A 12,259-nucleotide genomic window follows, 5' to 3' on the forward strand; every position below is an offset into this window, starting at 1 on the left:
ACGAGTGTTCACCATGTCTCCGGTCTGTACACTTGGCCCGGCCACCCACGACTTCAGGATGGCCCCGGCAAAGTCGTGGATGCCCGGGCCAAGCCCGGGCAGGACGGCGGATGAAGGCGGCGTGTCGAAGGACGCAGGACCTCTCCGCGCGCTGCAGGACTCTCAGCGCGTCGGGACCGGCTTCTCGCCGCGGTAGTCGTAGAAGCCGCGCTGCGTCTTGCGGCCGAGCCAGCCGGCCTCGACATACTTCACGAGCAGCGGGCACGGGCGGTACTTGCTGTCGGCGAGGCCCTCGTGCAGCACCTGCATGACCGAGAGGCAGGTGTCGAGGCCGATGAAGTCGGCGAGCTGCAGCGGGCCCATCGGATGGTTGGCGCCCAGCTTCATGGCCGTGTCGATCGCGTCGACCGATCCCACGCCCTCGTAGAGCGTGTAGATCGCCTCGTTGATCATCGGCAGCAGGATGCGGTTGACGATGAAGGCGGGGAAGTCCTCCGCCACGGTCACCGTCTTGCCGAGCGCGCTGATGAAGTGCTTCGCGGCGTCGAAGGTCGGGTCCTCGGTCGCAATGCCGCGGATCAGCTCGACGAGCTGCATGCGCGGGACCGGGTTCATGAAATGGATGCCGATGAAGCGCTCCGGGCGATCCGTCACGGAGGCGAGCCGCGTGATCGAGATCGACGAGGTGTTGGAGGCCAGCATCGCGTCGGGCCGCAGCACCGGGCACACGGTGGTGAAGATCTTGCGCTTCACCTCCTCGTTCTCGGTGGCCGCCTCGATGACGAGATCGCAGCCGTGGAGGTCCTCGTAGCCCGGTGCGGCCGAGATGCGCTGCAGGGCGGCCTGCCGCTCGGTCTCCGTCACCGTGCCCTTCTGCACGAGCTTGGCGATGTTGCCGTTGATGGTCGCGAGGCCCGCATGGATGCGGTCCTCGTTGATGTCGTTCAGCGAGACCTCGTATCCGGCCTGGGCGCAGACCTGGGCAATGCCGCTGCCCATCTGTCCGGCTCCGATGATGCCGACTTTGCGAATCTCGATACCCATGGTGTCCGCCTGGCGTCCTTGTCTGTTCGCCACAGTGATAGCCCCCGCCGCCTTTCGGTGCGAGGGCTTTTGTCGCGCTGCGAAGCTACTTCGCCAGTTCCTTGTCGAGTTCCGGCAGCAGCGTGAAGAGGTCGCCCACCAGGCCGTAGTCGGCCACCTGGAAGATCGGCGCCTCCTCGTCCTTGTTGATGGCGACGATGACCTTCGAGTCCTTCATGCCGGCGAGATGCTGGATCGCGCCGGAGATGCCGACGGCGATGTACAGGTCCGGCGCGACGACCTTGCCGGTCTGTCCGACCTGCCAGTCGTTGGGGGCGTAGCCTGCGTCGACCGCGGCGCGCGAGGCGCCCATCGCCGCGCCGAGCTTGTCGGCCACGGGCTCGATGTAGGTCTTGAAGTTCTCGGCGTTCTGCATGGCGCGGCCGCCCGAGATGATGATCTTGGCCGACGTCAGCTCCGGACGGTCGGACTTGGCGATCGCCTCGCCCTTGAAGGACGACAGGGCGGGGTCCGCCGCGGCCGAAACCGCCTCGACAGCGGCCGAACCGCCGGCGCCGGTGGCCTGGAAGGAGGCCGTGCGCACCGTGATCACCTTCTTGGCGTCGGTCGCCTGCACCGTCTGGATGGCGTTGCCGGCGTAGATCGGACGCTCGAACGTGTCGGCCGAGACCACCGCGGTGATGTCGGAGATCTGCATCACGTCGAGCAGCGCGGCGACGCGCGGCAGAACGTTCTTGCCCATCGAGGTCGAGGCCGCGAGGACCGCGTCATACGAGCCCGCCAGGCCCACGATGAGCGCGGCGAGCGGCTCGGCGAGGCCGTGCGCGTAGGCCGGCGCGTCGGCCAGCAGCACCTTCTCGACGCCCTCGAGCTTGGCCGCCGCGTCCGCCGCGGCCTGGGCGCCGGAACCGGCCACGAGGATGTGGACCGGGCCGCCCAGCGCACGCGCGGCCGTCAGCGCCTTGGCGGTGACGTCCTTCAGCGAGGCGTTGTCGTGTTCGGCAATGAGCAGCGCGGCCATCAGATCACTCCCGCTTCGTTCTTCAGCTTGCCGACGAGTTCGGCGACCGAGCCCACCTTCACGCCGGCCTTGCGGCCCGGCGGTTCCTTGGTGGCCAGCACCTTCAGGCGCGGCGCGGTGTCGACGCCGTAGTCGGCCGGCGTCTTCTCGTCGATCGGCTTCTTCTTGGCCTTCATGATGTTGGGCAGCGAGGCGTAGCGCGGCTCGTTGAGGCGCAGGTCCGTCGTGACGATGGCCGGCAGCTTCAGTTCCACCGTCTGCAGCCCGCCGTCGATCTCGCGGATCACGGTGAGCGCATCGCCCACCTCGACCTTCGAGGCGAAGGTGCCCTGCGGCCAGCCCAGCAGCGCGGCCAGCATCTGGCCGGTCTGGTTGCAGTCGTCGTCGATCGCCTGCTTGCCGAGGATCACGAGGCCGGGCTGCTCCGCCTCGACCACGCCCTTGAGGATCTTGGCGACCGCCAGCGGCTCGACCGTGGCGTCGACCTTCACCAGGATGCCGCGGTCGGCGCCCATGGCGAGGCCGGTGCGCAGCGTCTCGGACGCCTGGGCCGGGCCGATGGAGACGACCACGATCTCGGTCGCCTTGCCGGCTTCCTTCAGGCGAAGGGCCTCTTCCACCGCGATCTCGTCGAAGGGGTTCATCGACATCTTCACGTTGGCGAGGTCGACACCCGACCCGTCCGCCTTCACGCGGATTTTCACGTTGTAGTCGACCACCCGCTTCACGGGGACGAGGATCTTCATCGTGTCACCTCCACGACGGCCCGGCGGCCGTCGGTTGAATTGCCGGGGCGTTGCGCGGGCTTCGCCTTTGCTGCATCGGCCTTAAGCGGTCCGCTCTCCCCGTCGAACGGGGAGGCGACGGCCTCTGTCGACAACGCGACAGCCGGCCGAAAGGACCGCGATCCGTAACCGCGCGGACCGTAATCGTGGCCCGGAAGCCTTGTCAACGCGCCGAAATGACGAGAGCCCCGCCCTTCAGGACGGATCGGCCGCCGGTGCCGCCTTCAGCCGCAGCGGCAGCACCAGGAGCACGCCGGCGGCGAAGCCGCCGACATGGGCCCACCAGCCCGTCGCCGCCTCGTCCCGCGCGAAGGCGTGGTAGAGCTGGAAGGCGATCCACGCTCCCAGCGCCAGGGCCGCGGGGATGCGCAGCGGCAGCACGTTGAGGACGAGCCCCCAGATCTGTGCCCTCGGATGCAGCACGAGATAGGCGCCGATGATCCCCGCCACCGCGCCGGAGGCTCCGATCAGGGGCTGCTGGGATTCAGGCCCCATCACCGCGTGGGCCATGGCGCCGCAGACGCCGCAGGTGACGTAGAACAGGGCGTAGCGCAGGTGCCCGAAGGCATCCTCGACGTTGTCGCCGAAGACCTGCAGGAACAGCATGTTGCCGATGAGATGGATGAAGCCGCCGTGCAGGAAGATGCTGGTCAGCGGCGTCAGCCACGCGGGCAGCACGTCGTAGCCCGGCGGCAGGACCGCGTGCTTGAACAGCACCGCCGGGATCAGCCCCGCCTCCAGCGCCGCGCGGTCGGTCAGGCCGGGGATGGCCCAGCACACGACGAACGCGAGCGTCGTGACGAGGAGCAGCGCGCGCGTGACATAGGGCGCCCGTGTGTTGACGAGCGGAACCTGATCGCGCAGCGGAATGAACATCGGCCGGGTCTCTCCCGCGTCAGCGGTTCTTGCCCGGAACCCACAGCACGTCCGCCTGGCCGCGATCGTTGACGTGGCGCGAGGCGACGAAGAGGAAGTCCGAGAGGCGGTTCACGTAGCGCAGGGCCGGCCCGCCCACCGATTCGCCCGGCTGCGCGGCGAGTTCCACCATCAGCCGTTCGGCCCGGCGGCACACCGTGCGGGACAGGTGCAAGGCGGCCGCGGCGGGGCTTCCGCCCGGCAGGACGAAGGACCGCAGCGGCTGGAGGTCGGCGTTGAGGGTGTCGATCTCCTGCTCGATTCGCTCAACCTGGCTGTCGAGGACGCGCAGGGGCTCCCACTTGGGCGGCTCGCCGGTTTCGGGCGTGCACAGGTCGGCGCCGAGATCGAACAGGTCGTTCTGGATGCGCGCCAGCATGGCATCGACCAGCGGATGAGCCCGCTCCGTATGGAGGCGCGCGAGACCGATCGTCGCGTTGGTCTCGTCGACCGTGCCGTAGGCTTCCACGCGCAGATCGTATTTCGGGCGGCGCTCCCCGGTGCCGAGCGCGGTGGTGCCGGCATCGCCGGTGCGGGTGTAGATTCGATTCAGGACGACCATTCGTGCCTCCCGCGGGAGGCCGGAGCTTCCGGGATCAGAAGCTGTAGCCGAGGCGCACGCCCGCGTTCGTGAGGCCGCGATTGTTGGAGCAAAGCCCGGCGTTGGACAAGTGCTCGACGCTGGCCATGACGCTCCAGGCCTGATTGAACCTGTAGCCGATCGACGCAGATTCCCGGAACAGCGGCGAGCAGCCGAGCGCATTGTGGTTCACGGGGACGATCCGGTCCGTCTTGCCGTTGTGCACCGCCCCGCCGAACGACGCCTCGACGAAGATCTGCTGCGTGACGTCGTAGGTCCAGGTGAGCCCGGCATAGCCGTGGCTGGTCTTGCCGTTGAAGTTGATCGTGCCGCCGACATGCGCGCGCGGGATCAGCACGTCCCAGGACGAGCCCGTGGTGAACAGCCGGGGGCTGAGCGCCTCGAGGTTCAGGTCGGCGCTGCCCTGCTCGGGGCTCCAGGGGTCATGGGCGAAGACGCCGCCCCGGATCTCGAAGCGCGACGCGCCGTCCGTGGTGAACACGGGTGCGCGCGGTACGGGCGAGGCTCCGAGGTCGGCCGCCAGGGATGGCAGGCTCGACGACATGACAACCGCGAAAACGCCGAAAGCACCAAGTCCGGTCGAGACACGCATCATGCAATCTCCGGGGCGCGACGCACCGCGCGAACCCTATTTCCCGATAGAAGCAGGGATTTGCGAGGATGGCACAAGACCGCGCTGCAGGAAATCGGGCACTATCTCAGCGTGTGTTGCCTAGCCGCCACGAAACCAGATGGCCGCCAGCACGAGCACGATCGCCAGGAACTGCAGCCCCACGCGCCAGCGCATCAGGCGCTGCGAGGTGTTGGCACTGCCCCCGCGCAACATGTTGGCGAAGCCGAGCAGGAGAACGACGACGACCGCCGCCATGGCGACGGGAACGAGGGTATCGAACGAAAAGGACACGCTGGTCTCCGGGTCGAAACGGCCGACCGGCCCCCGTCCGGGGCAAGCCGCCCGCCGGCACGCGGCATGGCCGGGCCGGCAATGAAGGCGGGCCGCGATCCGACCGGACCCCGGCACGCTTCCGCGGATCGCTTCTAAACCATGTCGGCCCGCCCGGGGCAAAGGCGATGACGGTCGCGGCGGCGATCTGCCGCGACGCGGACCGTCATGCCGTCAGTTCGCCGGCATCAGCCGCTGCAGATAGTCGAGTTCCTCCTGCGGCCGCGTGGGATCGCCCATGCGCCGGCGCAGCTCTTCCATCACTTCCTGGGCGCGCTGCTCGAGCGTGCCGTTCTTGCCGCCGCGACGGTACTTGGACCGGTCGCCCGGGTCGGTCGTCGGCGTCGGCCGGCCGAGCGGATCGTCGTTGGGCTCGTTGGACTGGGCCCGGCGGTTGCCGCGCTGGCCGGGCTGGCCGTTCGGGTCGCCATCCGCCTGCTCCGTCCCGTCGCCCTGCTGCATCTGCTGGGCGAGCCCCTGGGCGCCGCGGCGCAGGCCTTCGAGGGCCCGGCCCTGGGCGTCCACGGCCGAACCGTCGTCGCCCTTGCCGAGCGCGCCTTCGGCCTGCTTCATCGCCTCCTCGGCATCCTCGAGGCCTTGCTCCCCGTTCATGCCGTACTGCTGCATCTTCTTCTTGAGCTGCTCGAGCTGCTGGCGGAGAGACTGCTGGCGCTGGCCGAGGCCCTGCATGTCCTCCTGCTCGTCACCCTCGCCCTGCCCCATGTCGCCGTCGCCGTCCTCGCCCTGCTGGCCCTGTTGTCCCTGCTGGCCCTGCTGGCCGCGTTGACCGCGCTGCCCTTGCTGACCCTGCTGGCCCCGCTGCCCGCGCTGGCCCTGCTGGCCCATGTTCGGGTCCCGGTTGCCCTGGCGCATCTGGTCGCGCTTGCGCTGCCCTTCCTTGAACGTCTTGTCGCGCAGCTGCTGCTGGTCCCGCGCCATCTGGTCGAGATCGTCCAGCGCCTGGTCCATGTCGCGCTGGGCCTGGTTGCGCTGCTGCTGCCCGGGCCGCGCCGTGCGCAGGTTCTCCATCATGCGGCGCAACTGGTCGAGCATCCGCTGGGCCTCGGCCATCTGGCCGTTGCGCGCCATGCGCTCCATCTGGTCCATCATGGATTGCAGGTCGCGCGGCGTGATGGTCCGCATGTTGCGGTCCATCTGGCTCTGCATCTGCGGATTGTCCCGCATCTCGCGCTGCATGCGCTCGGCGAACTCGCGCAGGTACTTGTCCATCGCCTGACGCAGGTCCTGCATCAGCTTCTGCAGTTCCTGGTCGGTCGCGCCGCGCTCGAGCGCCTGCTTGAGATTCTCCTGGGCGGCGCGCAGCTGCTTCTCCGCGTCGGACAGGTCGCCCTCTTCGATCTGGAGCGCCATGGTCCACAGGTAGTCGGCGAGATCGATCAGGTCCTGGTCGGTCCTCGCCGTCCGCAGCCGCGTGGTGGCGGTGCGCAGGCCCAGATAGACGCTGGCCTCGGGCGTGAACTGGGCCGGCGAGATCATCAGGGCCTGCAGCGCGGTCATGAGGCGCTGGCGGTTGGCGGGATCGAGGATGAGGTCGCGGCGCTGCTCCACCAGCGCCTTGGCGAGCGGCTTGGAGAACGGACGCTGCGGCAGGGTCACCAGGAACGGGACGCTGAGGCCTTCCTGGCCCACCTCGTCCTTCGCCGCGAGCGTCACCTCGACCCGCGCTCCGGCCCACGGATGGGCGGAGAGGTCGGTGGTGGTGCGGGCCTCGCCTTCCCGGTTGTCGCCGCCCGGCAGCATCAGGGGAATGGTGGGCGCCGGGACCAGCGGAGGCTTGCGGCCCTCGACGGCCTTGCCGTTGCGCATCGCCTTGCCCACGCGCGCCTCGGCCGAGGCCACGCCGTAGTCGTCCTTCATCTCGTAGGTCAGCGTCATCGCGCCGCCGGCATCCGCCTGGGGCTCGCCCGTCGGCTGGATGGTCGGCGCGGTGTCGGGCACGGTGGCCACGGTGATCTGGCCGAGCGTCTCGACCCCGCGGCGAATGGTGACTGCCCCGTCGCCCTTGATGTCCCAGCGCTGCTCGAAGCCCTTGGGCTGGGCCTGCTGGCCGGCGGCCGCCTTGCCGTCCGCAGACTTGGATCCCGCAGACTTGGATTCCGTAGACTTGGCCTCGCTGGCCTTGGCCTCGGGCGAGACCGCCGCCGGATCGACGGGCACGGCGCTGACGGCGCCGGAGGTGGTCACCGAGATGCCCTCGGATTCCGAGGCGCGCACCACCAGGACCGACTTCACCGGCACCTTCACGTTGGCCGAGGCAGGACCGTTCGGCCCGCTCCTCAGCTCCAGGAGGACGGGCGGGACCTGGGTGTAGGCGGGCGGATCGATCCATCCATCGATGCGGAAGGCGACCGGCTCGGCCCGCGGGCCGGCCCAGTCGAAGGCCGCGGCGAGGCGAACCTGACGCTCCGCGCCGGCGACGAAGAAGGCAGCCACGAGCGCCAGGCCCGCCGCGAAGCGCAGCGCCTTGGGGTCGAGGTCGGCGAGGCGCGGCCGGGGCGGTGCGACCTTGAGCCGCGCCGCCTGCTCCAGGACACGCGCCCGATGCGCTTCCCACAGGGCGCGCGTGGCGGGGTCGCCGGACGTGCTGGCGAGTTCGTCGGTGATCGCCGTGGCCGGGCGGTGGGGGAGATCGGAATCGCGGTCGAGCCGCGTCAGGGCTTCGCGCCAGGACGGCCGTGGCGTCAGGATCGCCGCGACCGCGACGGCACCCAGGGCGGCGCCGGTCACCAGAACGCCGGCGATGCGGACCCAGACCGGCGCATTCATCCAGGCGCCCATCCACGAGGCGGCCAGGAACAGGGCGATCACGACGAGGCCGATGGCGAGGCGCGGCCAGAGCCGCTCCCAGTACACACCCATTGCAGCCCGGCGGCCCAGCAGTGCCACCTTGTCGGCGGCGCGCACGGCGCGGTCGTTGCTGGTGGCCGGCAGCTCGGCCGACGCGTCGTCGCTCATCGCGGCATCCTTTCGCGCCCCATGGGCATGAAGGTAACACGACGACGACGTCTGACCACCCCCGGCTCCCGGGAGCGTGATCGCAATCTTGTGTGGTGGGAGGCCGCAGACCCGCGTCGGATTAGCCGAGCCAGCCCGGAATCCGGTCGAGTCCGATCAGTTCGTCATAGGTCTGGCGCGGCCGCACCACCGCGAACTCGTCGCCGTTGACCATGACCTCGGGCACCAGCAGCCGCGAATTGTAGGTTCCCGCCTGGGCCGCCCCATAGGCGCCGGCCGTCATCACGGCCAGGAGATCCCCCGCCCGCGGCCGTGCCATCGCCCGGTCGAGCGCCAGGTAGTCCCCCGTCTCGCACACCGGGCCGACCACGTCGGCGACGATCCGGGCCGTGCCCGGCGCCGGCTCCGCCACCGGCTTGATGTCGTGGTGCGCCTCGTAGAGCGTCGGGCGGATCAGGTCGTTCATGCCCGCGTCGACGATGACGAAGGTCTTGCCCTCGCCGTCCTTCACGTAGACGACCTTCGTCACGAGGATGCCGGCATTGCCCACGATGAGGCGGCCGGGCTCGAACACCAGCGTGCAGCCCAGATTGTGGGTGTTGCGCTTGACGATCTCGGCGTAGCGCTCGGGGTGGGGAGGCGGCTCAACGCCCTCGCGGTAGGGAATGCCGAGCCCGCCGCCGAGATCCACGTGGTCGATGGCATGGCCGTCCGCGCGCAGCGCCCGCACGAACTCGGACAGCAGCGCGAAGGCGTCGTCGAACGGCTGCAGGTCGGTGATCTGGCTGCCGATGTGCATGTCGACGCCGGTCACCTTGATGCCGGGGAGCGTGGCCGCCCGGGCATACACGCCGCGCGCCTGCGAGATCGGGATGCCGAACTTGTTCTCGCTCTTGCCCGTCGAGATCTTGTGGTGGGTCTTGGCGTCGACGTCCGGGTTCACGCGGATCGCGATTCGGGCTGTCTTGCCGCGGGCCGTGGCCACCGCCGACAGCACCTCCAGTTCGGGCGCCGACTCGACGTTGAAGCAGAGGATGTCCTCGTCGAGGGCGTAGGCCATCTCCGCCGCCGTCTTGGCGACCCCGGAAAAGGTGATGCGGGAGCCGGGCACGCCGGCCGCCCGGGCCCGGCGCAGCTCGCCTTCCGATACGACGTCCATGCCGGCGCCGAGACGCGCGAGGGTCTTGAGGACGGCCTGGTTCGAGTTGGCCTTCAGCGCGTAGCAGACGAGGCTGTCCATGCCGCCGAACGATTGCGAGAACACCTTGAAATGGCGTTCGATGGTGGCCGTCGAATAGCAGTAGAACGGGGTCCCGACGGCGTCCGCGATCCGGCGAAGGTCGACGCCCTCGGCGTGCAACACACCGTCGCGATAGTCGAAATGGTGCATGGCCCGGCCTTCAGAGGATGGGATCGAGGACGAAGCTGTCCTTGGGCGCCGTGATCGGCTTGCCCTTTCGTCCGCTGCCCACGGGAGAGATGCTGGGCACGAGCGTCTTCACGGTCGGATTGGCGGACTCGTTCTGCTCCGACAGCTTGTCCGCCTTGGCGTCGACGGCGCCCGGGGGCGGCTCGAGCGGCCCCTTGCGGCCGCAGGCCGACAGCGACAGGACGACCAGGGCGGACACCGCCAGGACGCGGACGATGGACAGGCTCGGCACTGACGGGCTCGACACTGACGGGTTCGACTTGGGCAAGGCAACGACTCCGTGACGCGCGTCACTATAGCGGACGCCGCGTTGATGGCGAGTGAAGCGCGGCGGGCCGCGCTCAGACCTTCTGTTCCTTGCCCAATCGCGATTTCCAGCGCCGCACCTGGACACGCACCTGCTGCGGGGCCGTGCCGCCGTAGCTCACGCGGCTGCGCACCGACTTGTCGACGCCCAGCACCGCGAAGACGTCCTGCGTGATGCGCGGCTCGACCGCCTGCAGGTCCGCCAGGGTCAGCTTCTCGAGGCCCACGCCCTTGTCGGAGGCGACACCCACGAGCCGCGCCGTGACGTGATGCGCCTCGCGGAACGGCGTCTTCAACGTGCGCACCAGCCAGTCGGCGAGGTCGGTGGCGGTGGCGTAGCCCGCGCCCGCCGCCTTCTTCATGACCTTCACGTTGGGCTCCATGTCGCGCACCATGCCGGCCATGGCCGCGATGCAGAGCGACAGGGTGCGCAGAGCGTCGAAGGTGCCCTCCTTGTCCTCCTGCATGTCCTTGGCGTAGCTCAGCGGCAGACCCTTCATGACGATCAGCAGCGCGTTGAGCGCCCCGATCACGCGCCCGGTCTTGCCGCGCACGAGTTCGGCCGCATCGGGATTGCGCTTCTGCGGCATGATCGAGGAGCCGGTCGAGAACCGGTCAGACAGCCGGACGAAGTTGAACTGGGGCGTCGCCCACAGCACGATTTCCTCGGCGAAGCGCGACAGGTGCATGGCGCAGATCGAGGCGGCCGACAGGGACTCCAGGGCGAAGTCACGGTCCGAGACGCTGTCGAGCGAATTGGCGGTCGGCCGGTCGAAGCCCAGGGCCTTCGCCGTCATCGCGCGGTCGATCGGGAACGACGTGCCGCACAGCGCGGCCGCGCCCAGCGGACACTCGTTCATGCGCTTGCGCGCGTCCTGCAGTCGGCCGCGGTCGCGCCCGAGCATCTCCACATAGGCCATGAGGTGATGGCCGAAGGTGGTGGGCTGGGCGGACTGCAGGTGGGTGAAGCCCGGCATGACGGCGCCGGCGAAGGCTTCCGCCTTGTCGAGCAGCGCCAGCTGCAGGTCGCGAAGCTGGGCGTCGAGATCGTCGACGGTGTCGCGGACCCACAGCCGCATGTCAGTGGCGACCTGGTCGTTGCGCGAGCGCGCCGTGTGCAGGCGTCCGGCCGGCGCGCCGATGATCTCGGCCAGCCGCGACTCCACGTTCATATGGATGTCCTCGAGGGACCGCGAGAACGTGAAGCTCCCTGCCTCGATTTCGGCATGGACGGCTGCTAGACCCTTGTCGATCGCGGCGGCGTCGGCCTGCGTCACGATGTCTTGCTGCGCCAGCATGGCCACGTGGGCGCGCGATCCCGCGATGTCCTGGCGCCAGAGGGTCTTGTCGAAATCGATGGACGCATTGATCTCTTCCATCACGGCGTCCATGCCGGTCGAATACCGGCCGCCCCACATCTTGTTGCTCATGACCCTCGACCGATCCTGAAATCCTGCGTCCCGGCCCGGCATCCATGACCAAGCTCACGAGACACCCCCGCTCCGCCCGCGCCCGCAAGGGCCGTCACCTGGCCGCCGTGCTCGGCCTCGCGGTCCTATACGGGACGAGCATGGCTTCCGGCAACGCCGCCGAGGCCGTCGACTGCGCGCCCGCCCAGGCGAGGAGCCAGGCCATGGCGCCGCTGGCCCGTGGCGAAGTGGCGGCCGTGCAGGTCGCCAAGACGCCCAAGCCCTTGCCGAACCTGAGCTTCATCGGCCCGGACGGCCAGGCGATGACGCTGGCGGACCTGCGCGGCAAGACGGTGCTCCTCAATCTCTGGGCCACCTGGTGCGTGCCGTGCCGCAAGGAGATGCCGGCGCTGGACACGGTCCAGAGCAAGCTCGGCGGCCCCGATTTCCAGGTCGTGGCGATCAACATCGACACCCGCAACCTGGACAAGCCGAAGGCCTGGCTGACGGAGACGGGCATCAAGACCCTCGCCTACTATGCCGATCCCGCGGCCAAGGTCTTCCAGGAGCTGAAGACCGTCGGCAAGGCCTTCGGCATGCCCACGACCCTCGTCATCGATCCGAAGGGCTGCGAACTGGCCACCATCGCCGGCCCCGCCGAGTGGGCGAGCGAGGATGCGTTCAAGCTGCTGGGCGCGGCGCTGGGGAAGTAGCGCACGACGGTCCTGCGTCCTTCGACACGCCCGCTGCGCGGGCTGCTCAGGGCGATGACGTGTGTGCAATTCCAGGCACTCCAATGGTCCTCATTCCGAGCAGCGGCCCAAGGCCGC

General features: G+C 69.3%; 12 protein-coding genes. 1 reads left to right on the forward strand and 11 read right to left on the reverse strand.

What is annotated here, in order from left to right; translation table 11 throughout:
- Window positions 1–162: 162 nt before the first annotated feature.
- From Q0Q47_RS27615 to argH, 11 genes are all read right to left on the reverse strand, one after another.
- The gene (locus Q0Q47_RS27615) at window positions 163–1,044 is read right to left on the reverse strand and encodes a 3-hydroxybutyryl-CoA dehydrogenase (protein WP_293867790.1); all 882 of its coding nucleotides are present in this window, start codon (window positions 1,042–1,044) and stop codon (window positions 163–165) included.
- A gap of 85 nt (window positions 1,045–1,129) precedes the next feature.
- Window positions 1,130–2,065 (reverse strand): FAD-binding protein, encoded by a 936-nt coding sequence (locus Q0Q47_RS27620; RefSeq protein ID WP_293867792.1) that lies wholly within the window; start codon window positions 2,063–2,065, stop codon window positions 1,130–1,132.
- The gene (locus tag Q0Q47_RS27625; RefSeq protein WP_293867794.1) at window positions 2,065–2,811 is read right to left on the reverse strand and encodes an electron transfer flavoprotein subunit beta/FixA family protein; all 747 of its coding nucleotides are present in this window, start codon (window positions 2,809–2,811) and stop codon (window positions 2,065–2,067) included. The genes Q0Q47_RS27620 and Q0Q47_RS27625 overlap by 1 nt, the downstream gene beginning before the upstream one ends.
- A 234-nt stretch (window positions 2,812–3,045) precedes the next feature.
- Complete coding sequence (locus Q0Q47_RS27630; protein WP_293867796.1) at window positions 3,046–3,726, reverse strand: rhomboid family intramembrane serine protease; 681 nt, start codon at window positions 3,724–3,726, stop codon at window positions 3,046–3,048.
- Between the two features lie 19 nt (window positions 3,727–3,745).
- Window positions 3,746–4,327 carry a cob(I)yrinic acid a,c-diamide adenosyltransferase gene (locus Q0Q47_RS27635; RefSeq protein ID WP_293867798.1) on the reverse strand — a complete coding sequence of 194 codons (582 nt, stop codon included), beginning with the start codon at window positions 4,325–4,327 and terminating at the stop codon, window positions 3,746–3,748.
- Window positions 4,328–4,361: 34 nt separating this feature from the next.
- Complete coding sequence (locus Q0Q47_RS27640) at window positions 4,362–4,961, reverse strand: acyloxyacyl hydrolase (RefSeq protein ID WP_293867800.1); 600 nt, start codon at window positions 4,959–4,961, stop codon at window positions 4,362–4,364.
- Between the two features lie 117 nt (window positions 4,962–5,078).
- Complete coding sequence (locus Q0Q47_RS27645; protein WP_293867802.1) at window positions 5,079–5,270, reverse strand: twin transmembrane helix small protein; 192 nt, start codon at window positions 5,268–5,270, stop codon at window positions 5,079–5,081.
- A 213-nt stretch (window positions 5,271–5,483) separates the two neighbouring features.
- Window positions 5,484–8,285: a TIGR02302 family protein gene (locus Q0Q47_RS27650; protein WP_293867803.1), complete on the reverse strand. Its 2,802-nt coding sequence runs from the start codon at window positions 8,283–8,285 to the stop codon at window positions 5,484–5,486.
- A gap of 121 nt (window positions 8,286–8,406) precedes the next feature.
- On the reverse strand, window positions 8,407–9,675 hold the full coding sequence (lysA, locus tag Q0Q47_RS27655; RefSeq protein WP_293867804.1) for a diaminopimelate decarboxylase: 1,269 nt from the start codon (window positions 9,673–9,675) through the stop codon (window positions 8,407–8,409).
- 10 nt (window positions 9,676–9,685) lie between these two features.
- Entirely contained in the window at window positions 9,686–9,982 is a 297-nt protein-coding gene (locus tag Q0Q47_RS27660) for a lipoprotein (RefSeq protein WP_293867805.1), read from the reverse strand.
- 73 nt (window positions 9,983–10,055) lie between these two features.
- Window positions 10,056–11,450 (reverse strand): argininosuccinate lyase, encoded by a 1,395-nt coding sequence (gene argH, locus Q0Q47_RS27665; protein ID WP_293867807.1) that lies wholly within the window; start codon window positions 11,448–11,450, stop codon window positions 10,056–10,058.
- 44 nt (window positions 11,451–11,494) lie between these two features.
- Between argH and Q0Q47_RS27670 the strand changes: the two genes are divergently transcribed.
- Window positions 11,495–12,142, forward strand: a complete 648-nt coding sequence (locus Q0Q47_RS27670) for a TlpA disulfide reductase family protein (protein WP_293867809.1) — start codon at window positions 11,495–11,497, stop codon at window positions 12,140–12,142.
- Window positions 12,143–12,259: the final 117 nt, after the last annotated feature.

It is taken from the genome of uncultured Alsobacter sp. (assembly GCF_945952055.1).
GTDB lineage: Bacteria > Pseudomonadota > Alphaproteobacteria > Rhizobiales > Beijerinckiaceae > Alsobacter.